Annotated in this window: 13 protein-coding genes and 2 pseudogenes; 12 read left to right on the top strand and 3 right to left on the bottom strand. The window is 54.3% G+C overall.

What is annotated here, in order from left to right:
- Nucleotides 1-6: 6 nt before the first annotated feature.
- Nucleotides 7-1,653, bottom strand: coding sequence for a class I fumarate hydratase (gene fumB / locus ABVN44_RS11690; RefSeq protein WP_000066611.1), 1,647 nt, complete (start codon nucleotides 1,651-1,653; stop codon nucleotides 7-9).
- 199 nt (nucleotides 1,654-1,852) lie between these two features.
- Between fumB and manA the strand changes: the two genes are divergently transcribed.
- Both manA and ABVN44_RS11680 read left to right on the top strand, forming a co-directional pair.
- Entirely contained in the window at nucleotides 1,853-3,028 is a 1,176-nt protein-coding gene (gene manA / locus ABVN44_RS11685) for a mannose-6-phosphate isomerase (RefSeq protein ID WP_001170622.1), read from the top strand.
- Between the two features lie 102 nt (nucleotides 3,029-3,130).
- Nucleotides 3,131-4,639, top strand: a complete 1,509-nt coding sequence (locus ABVN44_RS11680) for a YdgA family protein (RefSeq protein WP_000753328.1) — start codon at nucleotides 3,131-3,133, stop codon at nucleotides 4,637-4,639.
- Nucleotides 4,640-4,696: 57 nt separating this feature from the next.
- Here the strand turns inward: ABVN44_RS11680 and malI are convergent.
- Nucleotides 4,697-5,299 (bottom strand): annotated as a pseudogene (gene malI / locus ABVN44_RS11675) (Mal regulon transcriptional regulator MalI); the annotation flags it as partial.
- 18 nt (nucleotides 5,300-5,317) lie between these two features.
- Here malI and ABVN44_RS11670 point away from each other — a divergent pair.
- Nucleotides 5,318-5,692: pseudogene (locus ABVN44_RS11670) on the top strand (aminotransferase class I/II-fold pyridoxal phosphate-dependent enzyme); the annotation flags it as partial.
- A gap of 217 nt (nucleotides 5,693-5,909) precedes the next feature.
- A complete protein-coding gene (gene add / locus ABVN44_RS11665) occupies nucleotides 5,910-6,911 on the top strand; it encodes an adenosine deaminase (protein WP_000565565.1) in 1,002 nt (333 codons plus the stop codon).
- A gap of 74 nt (nucleotides 6,912-6,985) precedes the next feature.
- On the opposite strand, the gene ABVN44_RS11660 is transcribed toward add, so the two are convergent.
- Complete coding sequence (locus ABVN44_RS11660) at nucleotides 6,986-8,026, bottom strand: oxidoreductase (RefSeq protein WP_000998242.1); 1,041 nt, start codon at nucleotides 8,024-8,026, stop codon at nucleotides 6,986-6,988.
- A 207-nt stretch (nucleotides 8,027-8,233) separates the two neighbouring features.
- Between ABVN44_RS11660 and blr the strand changes: the two genes are divergently transcribed.
- The 8 genes from blr (at nucleotide 8,234) to rsxG (ending at nucleotide 14,520) form a co-directional block, all read left to right on the top strand.
- Nucleotides 8,234-8,359, top strand: a complete 126-nt coding sequence (gene blr, locus ABVN44_RS11655; RefSeq protein ID WP_001708800.1) for a division septum protein Blr — start codon at nucleotides 8,234-8,236, stop codon at nucleotides 8,357-8,359.
- A gap of 297 nt (nucleotides 8,360-8,656) precedes the next feature.
- Nucleotides 8,657-8,872, top strand: a complete 216-nt coding sequence (gene ydgT, locus ABVN44_RS11650; RefSeq protein ID WP_000217946.1) for a transcription modulator YdgT — start codon at nucleotides 8,657-8,659, stop codon at nucleotides 8,870-8,872.
- A gap of 88 nt (nucleotides 8,873-8,960) precedes the next feature.
- Nucleotides 8,961-9,401, top strand: a complete 441-nt coding sequence (locus tag ABVN44_RS11645; RefSeq protein ID WP_023232210.1) for a DUF2569 domain-containing protein — start codon at nucleotides 8,961-8,963, stop codon at nucleotides 9,399-9,401.
- A gap of 76 nt (nucleotides 9,402-9,477) precedes the next feature.
- Nucleotides 9,478-10,059 (top strand): electron transport complex subunit RsxA, encoded by a 582-nt coding sequence (gene rsxA / locus ABVN44_RS11640; RefSeq protein ID WP_000133179.1) that lies wholly within the window; start codon nucleotides 9,478-9,480, stop codon nucleotides 10,057-10,059.
- Nucleotides 10,059-10,637, top strand: coding sequence for an electron transport complex subunit RsxB (gene rsxB / locus ABVN44_RS11635; protein WP_001092600.1), 579 nt, complete (start codon nucleotides 10,059-10,061; stop codon nucleotides 10,635-10,637). The genes rsxA and rsxB overlap by 1 nt, the downstream gene beginning before the upstream one ends.
- Nucleotides 10,630-12,837 (top strand): electron transport complex subunit RsxC, encoded by a 2,208-nt coding sequence (rsxC, locus tag ABVN44_RS11630; protein WP_393954268.1) that lies wholly within the window; start codon nucleotides 10,630-10,632, stop codon nucleotides 12,835-12,837. The genes rsxB and rsxC overlap by 8 nt, the downstream gene beginning before the upstream one ends.
- Nucleotides 12,838-13,896 (top strand): electron transport complex subunit RsxD, encoded by a 1,059-nt coding sequence (gene rsxD / locus ABVN44_RS11625; RefSeq protein ID WP_023258494.1) that lies wholly within the window; start codon nucleotides 12,838-12,840, stop codon nucleotides 13,894-13,896.
- 3 nt (nucleotides 13,897-13,899) lie between these two features.
- Nucleotides 13,900-14,520, top strand: a complete 621-nt coding sequence (gene rsxG / locus ABVN44_RS11620) for an electron transport complex subunit RsxG (RefSeq protein ID WP_000920822.1) — start codon at nucleotides 13,900-13,902, stop codon at nucleotides 14,518-14,520.
- The last annotated feature ends 2 nt before the right edge of the window (nucleotides 14,521-14,522 follow it).

Below are 14,522 nucleotides of genomic sequence, written 5' to 3'. Positions count from 1 at the left end.
GCGACATTACTTAACGCAGCGTGCGCACTGCGATGACTGAATCTGCTGGAAGAAATCGTTGCCTTTATCATCCACCAGAATAAAGGCCGGAAAATCCTCCACTTCAATTTTCCAGATAGCCTCCATACCCAGTTCAGGATATTCCACGCACTCCAGGCGCTTGATACTGCCCTGCGCCAGAACGGCTGCCGGGCCGCCGATACTGCCCAGGTAGAAGCCGCCATGTTTCTTACAGGCATCGGTCACCTGCTGGCTGCGGTTGCCTTTCGCCAGCATGATCATACTGCCGCCCTGCGACTGGAGCTGATCAACATAAGAGTCCATCCGTCCTGCGGTAGTCGGCCCAAGCGACCCGGAGGCGTACCCTTCCGGCGTTTTTGCCGGCCCCGCATAATAGATAGGATGATCTTTGATGTACTGCGGCAAACCTTCGCCGCTGTCCATCCGTTCTTTCAGTTTAGCGTGCGCGATGTCGCGGCCCACAATAATTGTGCCGTTCAGCGACAGGCGCGTTGATACCGGATACTGCGACAGTTGTTGCAGTATCTCGCTCATGGGACGGTTAAGATCAACGCGCACCGCCTCGCCCTCTCCCGCCTGGCGCAGCGCCTCTGGAATATATTTACCGGGATTGCGCTCCAGCTTCTCGATCCAGATCCCTTCCCGGTTGATCTTCGCTTTAATGTTTCGATCCGCGGAGCAGGACACGCCCATACCTACCGGACACGATGCCCCGTGGCGCGGCAATCGGATGACACGAATATCGTGAGCGAAATACTTGCCGCCGAACTGCGCGCCTAAGCCAAGATTTTGCGCCTCAAGCAACAATTCTTTTTCCAGCTCAATATCGCGGAAGGCCTGCCCGTGTTCATTGCCTTCGGTTGGTAGCGCATCATAGTATTTTGCCGAGGCCAGCTTAACGGTCTTCAGGTTCGCTTCCGCCGAGGTGCCGCCAATGACAAACGCGATGTGATACGGCGGACAAGCGGCGGTGCCCAGCGTACGCATCTTATCAACGAGATAATTTTTGAGCTTACCCGGCGTCAGAAGCGCTTTTGTCTCCTGATAGAGGTAGGTTTTATTCGCCGATCCGCCGCCTTTAGCGATACAGAGGAATTTATATTCATCGCCATCGACGCTGTAGAGATCGATCTGCGCCGGCAGATTAGTACCGGTATTGACCTCTTTGTACATATCCAGCGCCGCGTTTTGCGAATAGCGCAGGTTATCTTCGATATAGGTGTTATATACGCCGCGAGCCAGCGCCGCTTCATCACCTCCGCCAGTCCAGACGCGTTGGCCTTTTTTGCCGACAATAATGGCCGTACCGGTATCCTGGCAGGTGGGCAACACGCCCTTGGCCGCGATATCGGAGTTTCGCAGGAATTGCAGCGCGACATATTTGTCGTTTTCACTGGCCTGCGGATCGCGCAGAATATCCGCCACCTGCTGCTGATGCGCGGGACGTAACATAAAAGACGCATCGTGGAAGGCCTGACGCGCCAACAACGTTAGCGCTTCCGGCGCGACTTTCAGGATCTCTTGTCCTTCGAATTCGGCGACGGAAACATGTTCGCTGGTCAACAAGTAGTACTCGGTATCGTCCTTTTTGAGGGGAAAAGGGTCTTGATAAAAGAAGGGTTTGTTTGACATTGTGCTCTCACTTACCGCTCGGTATGGTTATTCTCTGGGCAGGTGTTCCATTGCCCGACTCAAAGCGAGTAACACTATCCTACACAATTTTTTAACAAAAACTGAGACAAGTACGACTTTTTACGCCCGGAGGTTACTTCATGCGGGTTTCTTGGTTTAATACCTCCCATTGATCTCCACATTGAAACAGGGCTTGATAATGCAAAAACTCATTAACTCAGTGCAAAACTATGCCTGGGGAAGTAAAACTGCGTTAACGGAACTTTATGGCATCGCCAATCCGCAGCAGCAGCCAATGGCTGAACTCTGGATGGGCGCGCATCCCAAAAGCAGCTCGCGAATCACCACCGCCAACGGCGAAACCGTCTCCCTGCGTGACGCCATCGAAAAGAATAAAACCGCCATGCTGGGCGAAGCGGTAGCCAACCGTTTCGGCGAACTGCCGTTTCTGTTTAAAGTACTGTGCGCCGCACAACCGCTCTCTATTCAGGTGCACCCGAATAAACGCAACTCCGAAATCGGTTTCGCGAAAGAAAATGCGGCGGGTATCCCCATGGATGCCGCAGAGCGGAACTATAAAGATCCTAACCATAAACCAGAGCTGGTTTTTGCCCTGACGCCTTTCCTGGCGATGAACGCGTTCCGCGAATTTTCTGACATTGTCTCTTTACTGCAACCTGTCGCCGGCGCGCATTCCGCTATCGCCCACTTTTTGCAGGCGCCGAACGCTGAACGTCTGAGCCAGCTTTTCGCCAGCCTGTTGAATATGCAAGGCGAAGAAAAATCCCGCGCGTTAGCCGTACTCAAAGCGGCGCTTAACAGCCAGCAAGGCGAACCGTGGCAAACGATCCGCGTGATTTCAGAGTATTATCCTGACGACAGCGGGCTTTTCTCTCCTTTGTTGCTGAATGTGGTCAAACTGAATCCCGGCGAGGCGATGTTCCTGTTTGCCGAAACGCCTCATGCTTATCTGCAGGGCGTTGCGCTGGAAGTCATGGCGAACTCCGATAACGTTCTGCGCGCTGGCCTTACGCCAAAATATATCGACATCCCTGAGCTGGTCGCGAACGTGAAGTTCGAACCTAAGCCTGCCGGCGAGTTGCTGACTGCCCCGGTGAAAAGCGGCGCGGAGCTGGACTTCCCAATTCCGGTTGACGATTTTGCTTTTTCACTGCACGACCTGGCGCTTCAGGAGACGAGCATCGGCCAACACAGCGCCGCGATTCTGTTCTGCGTTGAGGGTGAGGCGGTGTTACGTAAAGATGAACAGCGTCTGGTACTGAAGCCGGGTGAATCTGCCTTTATCGGCGCGGATGAGTCTCCGGTTAACGCCAGCGGCACGGGCCGTTTAGCGCGTGTTTATAACAAGCTGTAGCAACGTACTGAATTTTTTAACAACTCTTGCTAAGCTTATAACAGACGTAAAACTCCTCCAGGCGGTTTAATCCGCCTGGTTTCATTTTTATGGACAATTGATATGAAAAAAACACTGGTAGCTGCAGGTGTAGTAATTGCACTTGGCATCGTCTGGACAGGCGGCGCCTGGTATACGGGGAAAAAGCTGGAGAACCATCTTGCAGAAATGGTGACTCAGGCCAATGAACAGCTCAAGCGTACTGCGCCGGAGGCCGGTGTCGAATTAAGTTATCAAAACTACCAGCGCGGCGTGTTCAGTAGCCATCTGCAACTGGTTGTCAAACCGGTTGCCGGCGCAGACAATACCTGGTTGAAGCCCGGGCAAAGCATTGTGCTGGACGAGTCCGTTTCACATGGCCCCTTCCCGCTCGCCCAGCTCAAAACGCTCAATCTGATCCCTTCTATGGCGTCGGTAAAAACCACTCTGGTGAATAACGATGCGGCAAAACCCCTCTTTGATATCGCGAAAGGCGACACGCCCTTTGTTATCAATACCCGCATTGGTTATGGCGGCGATACCCGCTCCGATATCTCTCTCAAGCCGTTAAACTACGAGAATGCCGGTGAAAAGGTCGCCTTTAGCGGCGGCGAGTTCCAGCTTAACGCCGATAAAGACGGTAATGTGGTTTCGCTGTCGGGCGAAGCGCAGAGCGGCCTGGTCGATGCCGTTAACGAATATAATCAGAAGGTCCAACTCACCTTTAATAATTTGAAAACAGACGGTACCAGTAAGCTGGCAAGCTTTGGCGAGCGTGTAGGCGACCAAAAGTTAACGCTGGATAAACTGTCCATCGCCATTGAGGGTAAAGAGATGGCGGTGCTGGAAGGGATGGAAATTGCCGGCAAGTCCGATCTCGTCAACGACGGAAAAACCATTAACAGCCAGTTGGATTACTCGCTTAACAGCCTGAAAGTGCAGAATCAGGATTTAGGCAGCGGTAAATTAACGCTGAAAGTCGGTCAAATCGACGGCGAAGCCTGGCACCAGTTTAGTCAGCAATATCATGCGCAAACGCAGGCGCTGTTGAATCAGCCGGACGTGGCGCAGAATCCTGAGCTTTATCAGCAAAAAGTCACTGAAGCGTTCTTTAGCGCTCTCCCCGTGCTGTTAAAAGGCGATCCGGTACTGACTCTGGCGCCGCTTAGCTGGAAAAACGCCAAAGGGGAAACCACGCTGAATCTGTCGCTGTTCCTCAAAGATCCGGCAACCACAACGGCACAACCGCAAACGCTGGCGCAGGAAGTCGACCGCTCCGTGAAATCGCTGGATGCGAAACTGGCAATTCCGATGGACATGGCGGTCGAGTTTATGACGCAGATAGCAAAGCTGGAAGGCTATCAGCAGGATGATGCGGAAAAACTGGCAAAACAGCAGGTGCAGGGGCTGTCCGCAATGGGTCAGATGTTCCGACTGACAACGCTGAAGGATAATACTATCGCCTCCAGTTTGCAGTACGCCAATGGCCAGATCACGCTCAACGGACAAAAAATGCCGTTGGAAGACTTTGTCGGCCTGTTTGGAATGCCAGCGCTTTCCGTACCGGACGTTCCGGCGCTGCCTCAACAATAATCGCCTTGCCGGGTGTCGCGACGCTGCACCCGGTCTGCGCCGAACGACGCGCAGCCTCTACTTTTGCGTTACCAGGCGAGCGGCTATCGTTTGACTCCGCACATGGTGCTCGTCGTGAGCAATACGCTGCAATATTCGTTCGGCCAGGGTATAGCCTATTTCTCGCGCCGGCGTACTGGCCCAGATAATCGGCAGGTCGTCGAGGGCGTTCTCCGCCACATCAGCAAACGCCGCCAGCGACACCTGCTGCTCGAAATAACGATCGACACCGCTCTCGCCACTCTGTCGTCCGGCTCTCAGCAGTCCAAACCACGCCCCCATCGCAATGGTTTCGTTGTAACAAACGACAGCGCTAATGGTCGGATTGTATCGCAACAGCGCGGTAATGCTTTCTGCTGCCTGTTTCTGACTGGAAGCGCATTCCACGACCCACTCGCTGTGAAACGGTAGACCGTATTTTAACAACGTCGCGCAATAGCCGCCCACGCGCTCCGCGCGGGTTAAAGATGCGCTTTGTCCTCCCAGCCAGGCGATGCGCTGATGGCCCTGACGAATAAGGTACTCCGTCAGGAGTTGCGCCGCCTGCATGTTGTCAGGCCGAACGGTATCCGCATCATCAAGATAGCTGGCGCGTGACGCAAACACCACCGGAATACCTTGTGCGTCGGCCTGCGCTCTTCTTCGCCAGCGGTGCTCTCGCTCACGGCGCATATTGCCGCGTATCAGCACGGCGCGCCGTGGCTGGATGCGTTACGCGCCTCGCTGGCGGCTAATATGCGCTATATTGAGCAGGCGCTGAATGGCGCCTTTCCGACGTTGAACTGGCAAGCGCCGCCATCGACCTATCTGGCCTGGATTGATCTCCGTCCACTCGGCATCGACGATCAAAAATTACAGCACACGCTCATTCATCAGGAGAAAGTCGCCATTATGCCCGGCGATACCTATGGCGCCGAAGGCCGGGGATTTGTGCGTCTGAATGCCGGATGCCCTCGCCTGAAACTTGAAAAAGGCGTCAACGGATTGATTAACGCTATCCGCACCGTTCGCTGATACTGTCTACAAGCGGGGGGTTGACCCTTTATCCTGAGAGGCGATAACAGAGACGGCCCCCGTGAGCTGACCGGGGGCGCGTTAAAGAGAATGATACAAAATTTCTCCCGCGCTCTCGCGAAGTTGCAACGTAATGACTCCGTTTTTGCAAAATTTCCAGAGCATTATCAATCTGTAGTATAATGGTGCGCACTTTTATTAAAAATTGAGTGCGCCCATGATTGATATTACGCTTCCTTTGACTGACATCCACCGCCACCTTGATGGCAACATTCGCGCCCAAACAATTCTGGATCTTGGTCGGCAGTTCAACATCGCCCTTCCCGCCCAAACGCTGGAAACGCTGATTCCGCATGTCCAGGTCACCTCAACCGAACCCGATTTAGTGAGCTTTCTCACGAAGCTCGATTGGGGAGTAAAAGTCCTGGCGTCGCTTGACGCCTGCCGCCGTGTGGCCTTTGAAAATATTGAAGATGCCGCACGTAACGGCCTGCATTACGTCGAGCTTCGCTTTTCGCCCGGCTATATGGCGATGGCGCATCAGTTACCGATCGCAGGCGTGGTTGAAGCCGTTATCGACGGTGTACGCGACGGCTGTAATACGTTTGGCGTCGAGGCACGACTCATTGGCATTATGAGCCGTACCTTCGGCGAGGCGGCATGTTTACAGGAGCTTGATGCGCTGCTGGCGCACAGAGAGAAAATCACCGCGCTGGATTTAGCCGGTGATGAGCTGGGCTTTCCCGGCAGTCTGTTTTTATCACACTTTAATCGGGCGCGCGATGCGGGCTGGCATATTACCGTTCACGCTGGCGAAGCCGCAGGGCCGGAAAGTATCTGGCAGGCGATTCGCGAACTGGGGGCCGAACGTATCGGACATGGCGTAAAAGCTGTCGAAGATCGCGCGTTAATGGATTTTCTTGCACAGCAGCGTATCGGTATTGAATCCTGTCTGACCTCGAATATTCAGACCAGTACCGTCGCATCGCTGGCAGATCATCCGCTCAAAACCTTCCTTGAGCATGGCGTTCTCGCCAGTCTTAATACGGACGATCCGGCTGTTCAGGGCGTAGATATTATCCATGAATATCACGTCGCCGCGCCAGCGGCAGGATTGAGCCGCGAACAGATTCGCCAGGCGCAGATTAACGGTCTGGAAATCGCCTTTCTGAGCGATGGCGAAAAACGTGCGCTGCGCGAAAAAGTGGCCGCGGCGTAAAATTGCTTTATTGATGCTAACGCCCTCTCTCCGCCTGCGGTTTAATGCTATCCCAGGCGGAGAAATGCGACATCTCAGGCAAGACACAGCGTCGCGCGATGTTTTGCCGATTCCATGCCCAGTTCAATCAACTCCATAATTTGAATCGCCTGACTTGCCGGCACGGGATTTTCACCGTTACCGTTTAACGCATCGCGGATGGCGGCATAATATGCCGGATAGTTACCCGGCAACGTAAGCCAGTTTTCTTCTTTGCGCGTCTCTCCCTCAACCAGGGTCAATACGCCGTCACGCATGTCGTATCCCCAGTCTTCCTGCGGTAAACGCTCGCCGTTTTTTAACCGTTCTTCCTGGGGATCGAGGCCATATTTTACATAGCTACCGCGCGAACCATGAACGATGTATCGCGCGGATTCCGCCGCGGCCAGCATCGTACCGTGCAAAATCACGCGGCGCTGGGGGTAGGATAAAATCGCGTGGAAATAATCTGTAGATTGCGCGCCCGGACGCAGTTGCGCTAAATCCACCGTCATGCTGACCGGCAGGCCAAAAAGTTGAATGGCCTGATCCAACAAGTGCGGCGCCAGATCGTACCAGATACCACTTCCTGGCCCGCCTTGCTCGCGCCAGCGGTCGCGCACCTGGGGACGGAAACGATCAAAGTGGGATTCAAACAAGGACACCTCGCCGAGCACGCCATCCGCCAGTAAGGCCTTCAGCGTCAAAAAATCGCTGTCCCAGCGTCGGTTGTGGAAGACGGAAAGTACCCGACCAGTGCTCCGCGCAAGCGCATCCAATTCTCGCGCCTGTGACAGTGTCACGGTAAAGGGTTTATCAACCACCACATGCTTACCGGCTTCCAGCGCAGCTTTCGCCAGCGGGAAATGGGTATCGTTGGGCGTCGGGATCACGATCAGGTCGATATGCGGATCGTTAAATAAATGTCGGGGCTCAGAGACCACGGAAACCGCCGGCCAGTCTGCTTTCACTTTTGTTTCATCGCTGCTGGATACCGCCGCAAGCTCTAGCCCTGGCGTTCCCATAATTAAGGGCGCATGAAAGGTTTTACTGGCGTAACCATAACCGATTAACCCAACGCGGATTTTGTCATTCATCTCACTGCCTCCGGTTTTAGATATCGCTATTCCACACCATCGTGCGATTAGCCGCAATAGCGTCCTGACCATCAACGTAGCATCAAATGATTAACTTGTTACAGAACAGAGGCTGAAAACGTTTCCCTCCCTCTTGCCGACCGTTCGCCAGGAAAGTAACATTTACCCCCTGTGTTTATGGATAAATCAAAGCAAATGTCGTCAATAATGAATCGTCTTATTGAATTAACTGGGTGGATAGTTCTCGTTATCTCAGTCATTCTTTTAGGTATTGCCAACCATATTGACAATTACCAACCACCAGAGCCCACGGCTTCCGTTCAGAAGAAGTAAGCGTCAGATAATGTAAAGGCATTTTCGCGTGGTACGGTAAGCGGCGCCCCGGGGGGTGCAAAGAAAAGTCAAAAACCGGCAAAAAAAACGAAATATGTCCTATCTGGTCTGACGTTTATTGCCTGTTGTAGGAAAGCGCGTTAACCTTTCGCCCCAGGCGCCATGTGGCGCCTGACTCTTTACCGGTAAGAATATTCCCTTTTTACCTGCACCCCTGACCTCTCACTGGTGCAGTTTTGTTTATTTTTTATCAGTGACTACTCCGTTGGCATTATATTTAATATGGATCAACTTTATATGACTGTTCAGGATTATCTATTAAAATTCCGCAAAATTAGTTCGCTCGAAAGTCTGGAAAAACTGTTCGACCACCTTAACTATACCCTTACTGATGACATGGACATTGTTAATATGTATCGCGCTGCAGATCACCGCCGTGCCGAACTGGTTTCCGGAGGACGCCTGTTTGATGTAGGTCAGGTTCCGCAATCCGTCTGGCGCTATGTGCAATAAAGAAAGTAGCGTTTAACATCAAAAACCTTATAATATTTGCCCCAAAATGAGCGGCATGACCGTTAATGCGCGTAACCCCGGAGAAGATATGACTACAACACCGCCACAACGAATTGGAGGCTGGCTTCTTGGCCCGTTAGCCTGGCTGTTAGTCGCGTTGTTGAGCGCCTCGCTGGCGTTATTACTCTACGTTATGGCGCTTGCCACACCGCAAACGTTCAAGACGCTTAGCGGACAGGAAACCGGTAATTTACTGCTATGGGGCATTTCATTTATTACCGCTATCGCCATGTGGTACTATACCCTGTGGTTGACGATCGCATTCTTCAAGCGCAGACGCTGCGTGCCGAAGCATTACATTATCTGGCTGCTGGTGTCTGTGTTACTGGCGGTTAAAGCATTTGCCTTTTCGCCCGTCTCAGATGCCTTTGCCGTGCGTCAGTTACTCCTCCCACTGTTGGCGACGGCGCTCATTGTGCCTTATCTCAAACGTTCAGCGCGCGTTAAAACAACGTTTGTTAATCCGTAATAACCCTACAGTTAACCTGTTGTCGCCTGTGGTAGTTTGACAGATAATAGGCGGCTTTTTTATTTCAGGCCGAAACATGACTGATTACCTGCTGCTCTTTGTCGGAACTGTACTGGTCAATAACTTTGTACTGGTCAAATTCCTGGGCCTTTGTCCCTTTATGGGCGTATCCAAAAAACTGGAAACCGCCATGGGGATGGGCCTCGCGACGACCTTTGTCATGACGCTGGCGTCGATATGCGCCTGGCTTATCGACACCTGGATACTTATTCCGCTGGATCTGATTTATCTGCGGACGCTGGCCTTTATCCTCGTCATTGCTGTGGTCGTGCAATTTACCGAAATGGTTGTGCGGAAAACCAGCCCGGCGTTATACCGCTTGTTAGGCATCTTCTTACCACTGATTACCACTAACTGTGCGGTTCTGGGCGTAGCGTTACTGAATATTAATCTCGGTCATCACTTTCTTCAGTCGGCGCTGTACGGATTTTCCGCCGCCGTCGGTTTTTCATTAGTGATGGTTCTGTTTGCCGCTATCCGCGAACGCCTTGCCGTGGCGGATGTGCCCGCCCCTTTTCGTGGTAACGCGATAGCATTGATTACCGCAGGATTAATGTCTTTGGCCTTTATGGGCTTTAGTGGTTTGGTGAAGTTGTAATGAATACTATCTGGATTGCCGTTGGCGCCCTGACCCTTCTGGGTCTGGTGTTCGGCGCCATTCTGGGTTATGCCTCCCGCCGATTCGCGGTTGAAGATGATCCGGTTGTTGAAAAAATCGATGCGATTTTGCCGCAGAGTCAGTGTGGTCAGTGCGGCTATCCCGGCTGTCGCCCCTACGCCGAAGCCGTGGGTCTCCAGGGCGAGAAAATCAATCGTTGCGCGCCCGGCGGCGAAGCCGTCATGCTGAAAATGGCAGAGTTGCTAAACGTAGAGCCGCAACCATGCGATGGTGAAGAACAGCAGGCCGCGCCAGTACGTATGCTGGCAGTTATTGATGAAAATAACTGCATTGGCTGCACAAAATGCATTCAGGCCTGCCCGGTTGACGCCATCGTTGGCGCAACGCGCGCCATGCACACGGTCATGAGCGATCTCTGTACTGGCTGTAATCTGTGCGTCGATCCGTGTCCGACGCACTGCATCGAATTACGTCCGGTGAATGAGACGCCCGACAGTTGGAAATGGGATTTGAACACCATTCCCGTTCGCATCATTCCCGTGGAACAACATGCTTAAACTATTTTCCGCTTTCAGAAAAGATAAAATCTGGGATTTCGACGGTGGTATTCATCCGCCCGAAATGAAGTCCCAGTCAAACGGCACGCCGCTGCGCCAGGTGCCTTTGGCGCCGCGCTTTGTTATCCCTTTAAAACAGCACATTGGCGCTGAGGGCGAGCTGTGCGTTAGCGTCGGCGATCGCGTGCTACGCGGCCAGGCGCTTACCCGTGGACGTGGGAGAATGCTGCCGGTACACGCGCCCACCTCCGGGACGGTTATCGCTATTGCCCCCCACTCGACGGCACATCCTTCGGCGCTGGCGGAGTTAAGCGTCATCATTGATGCCGACGGCGAGGACCGCTGGATTGAACGCGAGGGCTGGTCTGATTACCGCGCCCACAGCCGTGAAGCGCTCATTGAACGCATTCATCAGTATGGCGTTGCCGGGCTTGGCGGCGCAGGGTTTCCCACCGGCGTTAAATTGCAGGGTGGCGGCGATAAAATCACCACGCTTATTATCAATGCCGCAGAGTGCGAACCTTACATTACGGCGGACGATCGTCTGATGCAGGACTGCGCCGCGCAGATTGTGGAAGGTATTCGCATCCTGGCGCATATTCTGCAACCGCGTGAGGTATTAATCGGCATTGAAGATAACAAACCGCAGGCTATTTCCATGCTGCGCGCCGTACTGGCTGACGCTCACGACATTTCGTTACATGTTATCCCAACCAAATACCCTTCCGGCGGCGCAAAACAGCTCACCCAAATACTGACGGGAAAACAGGTTCCCCACGGCGGGCGCTCCTCTGATATTGGCGTGCTGATGCAAAACGTCGGTACGGCTTATGCCGTTAAACGCGCCGTGGTTGACGGCGAACCGATCACAGAACGCGTCGTCACCTTAACGGGTGAAGCGGTAAGCCGTCCGGGTAACGTCTGGGCGCGGCTCGGCACTCCCGTTCGTCATTTGCTTAACGATGCCGGGTTCTGCCCTTCCGCTGACCAGATGGTCATCATGGGCGGCCCGTTGATGGGATTCACCCTTCCCTGGCTTGACGTACCGGTCGTAAAAATCACCAACTGCCTGCTGGCGCCATCCGTGACTGAAATGGGGGCGCCTCAGGAAGAGAAAAGCTGTATTCGTTGCAGCGCTTGCGCTGACGCCTGCCCTGCCGACCTTTTACCGCAGCAGCTTTATTGGTTCAGCAAAGGGCAGCAGCATGACAAGGCTACCGCTCACCATATTGCTGATTGTATAGAATGCGGCGCCTGCGCCTGGGTCTGCCCCAGTAATATTCCGCTCGTCCAATATTTCCGTCAGGAAAAAGCGGAGATTAATGCAATCAGGCTTGAAGAAAAACGCGCCGCCGAAGCCAAAGCACGTTTTGAGGCTCGTCAGGCAAGACTGGAGCGTGAAAAAGCCGCCCGCCTTGCACGTCATAAGAGCGCAGCGGTACAACCAGCGGCAAAAGATCAGGATGCCATTGCCGCTGCACTGGCGCGGGTAAAAGAGAAACAGGCGCAGGCCACGCAACCGGTGGTTATTCAGGCGGGTAGTCTGCCAGACAATACCGCCGTCATCGCGGCCCGTGAAGCGCGTAAAGCGCAAGCGCGCGCTAAACAAGCCGCTCATCCGGTGGCTGACAGCGCGATACCCGGCGACGACCCGCGTAAAGCCGCAGTGGAGGCGGCTATCGCCCGCGCCAAAGCCCGCAAACAGGAGCAGCAGGCCGGAAGCGAACCTGCCGAACCGGTCGATCCGCGCAAAGCCGCGGTGGAGGCGGCCATCGCCCGCGCCAAAGCCCGCAAACAGGAGCAGCAGGCCGGAAGCGAACCTGCCGAAGCGGTCGACCCGCGCAAAGCCGCGGTGGAAGCGGCTATCGCCCGCGCCAAAGCCCGCAAACAGGAGCAGCAGGCCGGAAGCGAACCTGCCGAAGCGGTCGACCCGCGCAAAGCCGCGGTGGAAGCGGCTATCGCCCGCGCCAAAGCCCGCAAGCAGGAGCAGCAGACCGGAAGCGAACCTGCCGAACCGGTCGATCCGCGTAAAGCCGCGGTGGAAGCGGCCATCGCCCGCGCCAAAGCTCGTAAACAGGAGCAGCAGGCCGGAAGCGAACCTGCCGAACCGGCCGACCCGCGTAAAGCCGCGGTTGCTGCGGCTATCGCCCGCGTTCAGGCAAAAAAAGCAGCACAGCAGCAGGTTGTTAACGAGGATTAAATGGTATTCAGAATCGCAAGCTCGCCTTATACCCATAACCAGCGCCAGACATCGCGAATCATGTTGCTGGTAGTCATCGCCGCTCTGCCGGGGATTGCCGCGCAGACGTGGTTTTTTGGTTGGGGAACGCTTTTCCAGATCGTTCTGGCTGCTATCACGGCGCTCGTCGCAGAAGCCATTGTCCTCAGGCTGCGCAAACAATCGGTCGCCAGTCACCTGCAGGATTATTCCGCGTTATTGACGGGGCTTTTGCTGGCGGTCAGCATCCCTCCGCTTGCGCCCTGGTGGATGGTCGTGCTGGGAACCGGATTCGCCATTATTATCGCTAAACAGTTATATGGCGGGCTGGGACAAAACCCCTTTAATCCGGCCATGATCGGTTACGTGGTGCTATTAATTTCCTTTCCGGTACAAATGACAAGCTGGTTGCCGCCTTATGAAATAGCCGCAACAACGCCCGATATGCTGGACACGTTACGGATGATTTTTAGCGGGCATACCGCCAGCGGCGGCGATATGACGCTGCTACGTATCGGTATTGACGGTATCAGCCAGGCGACGCCGCTGGATACGTTTAAAACGTCCTTGCGCGCCGGGCACTCCGTTGAGCAAATCATGCAGTACCCGATATACAGCGGCGCGCTGGCTGGCGTGGGCTGGCAGTGGGTTAACCTCGCCTGGCTTGTCGGCGGCGTATTCCTGCTGTGGCAAAAAGCCATCCGCTGGCATATCCCGGTCAGTTTTCTGCTGACGCTGGCGCTATGCGCCGCGTTAGGCTGGCTTTTCTCGCCCGCTACGCTGGCCTCGCCGCAGCTTCATCTGCTGTCAGGCGCCACTATGCTGGGCGCATTTTTTATCTTGACGGATCCGGTTACCGCCTCCACGACCAACCGTGGACGTTTAATTTTCGGCGCGCTGGCTGGGGTATTAGTGTGGCTGATTCGTAGCTTCGGCGGCTATCCGGACGGCGTTGCTTTTGCTGTCCTGTTGGCGAATATCACGGTTCCTCTGATCGACTACTACACGCGCCCCCGCGTCTATGGACATCGCAAAGGATAAACCATGCTGAAAACGATTCGTAAACACGGTATTACGCTGGCGCTTTTTGCCGCAGGCTCTACGGGATTGACCGCGGTGATTAATCAGATGACAAAATCAACCATCCACGAACAAGCGCTGCAACAACAACATGCCCTGTTCGATCAGGTATTGCCGCCAGATCGTTACAATAATAATCTGCAAGAGAGCTGTTATCTGGTCGATGCGCCCGCCCTCGGCAAAGGCACACACCGTGTTTTTATCGCTCGCAAGGATGATAAACCCGTAGCGGCCATCATTGAGGCCACCGCGCCAGATGGCTATTCCGGCGCTATCCAGCTTATTGTTGGCGCAGATTTCAACGGTACCGTCCTGGGGACGCGTGTGACGGAACATCATGAGACGCCAGGGTTAGGTGATAAAATTGAGCGCCGTTTGTCTGACTGGATTACCCACTTTAGCGGTAAAACCATCAGTGGTGAAAATGATACGCACTGGGCGGTGAAAAAAGATGGCGGTGATTTTGATCAATTTACCGGGGCGACAATAACGCCGCGTGCCGTAGTGAATGCGGTTAAACGCGCCGGGCTGTACGCCGAATCACTGCCCGCTCAGCTCCCCCATTTAACCGCCTGTGGAGAATAACC

Source organism: Salmonella sp. SJTUF15570, assembly GCF_043357055.1.
In the GTDB taxonomy this organism is placed as follows: domain Bacteria; phylum Pseudomonadota; class Gammaproteobacteria; order Enterobacterales; family Enterobacteriaceae; genus Salmonella; species Salmonella enterica.
The sequence above is the reverse complement of the archived record's forward strand: the minus strand, read 5'-3'. Positions and strand labels throughout refer to the sequence as shown.

Coding starts and splice junctions, on each gene's coding strand:
- rsxG (WP_000920822.1), top strand. CDS start 13,900: ATGCTGAAAACGATTCGTAAACACGGTATTACGCTGGCGCTTTTTGCC.
- ABVN44_RS11645 (WP_023232210.1), top strand. CDS start 8,961: ATGACTACAACACCGCCACAACGAATTGGAGGCTGGCTTCTTGGCCCG.
- rsxC (WP_393954268.1), top strand. CDS start 10,630: ATGCTTAAACTATTTTCCGCTTTCAGAAAAGATAAAATCTGGGATTTC.
- fumB (WP_000066611.1), bottom strand. CDS start 1,653: ATGTCAAACAAACCCTTCTTTTATCAAGACCCTTTTCCCCTCAAAAAG.
- manA (WP_001170622.1), top strand. CDS start 1,853: ATGCAAAAACTCATTAACTCAGTGCAAAACTATGCCTGGGGAAGTAAA.
- ABVN44_RS11660 (WP_000998242.1), bottom strand. CDS start 8,026: ATGAATGACAAAATCCGCGTTGGGTTAATCGGTTATGGTTACGCCAGT.
- rsxD (WP_023258494.1), top strand. CDS start 12,838: ATGGTATTCAGAATCGCAAGCTCGCCTTATACCCATAACCAGCGCCAG.
- rsxB (WP_001092600.1), top strand. CDS start 10,059: ATGAATACTATCTGGATTGCCGTTGGCGCCCTGACCCTTCTGGGTCTG.
- add (WP_000565565.1), top strand. CDS start 5,910: ATGATTGATATTACGCTTCCTTTGACTGACATCCACCGCCACCTTGAT.
- rsxA (WP_000133179.1), top strand. CDS start 9,478: ATGACTGATTACCTGCTGCTCTTTGTCGGAACTGTACTGGTCAATAAC.
- ABVN44_RS11680 (WP_000753328.1), top strand. CDS start 3,131: ATGAAAAAAACACTGGTAGCTGCAGGTGTAGTAATTGCACTTGGCATC.
- ydgT (WP_000217946.1), top strand. CDS start 8,657: ATGACTGTTCAGGATTATCTATTAAAATTCCGCAAAATTAGTTCGCTC.
- blr (WP_001708800.1), top strand. CDS start 8,234: ATGAATCGTCTTATTGAATTAACTGGGTGGATAGTTCTCGTTATCTCA.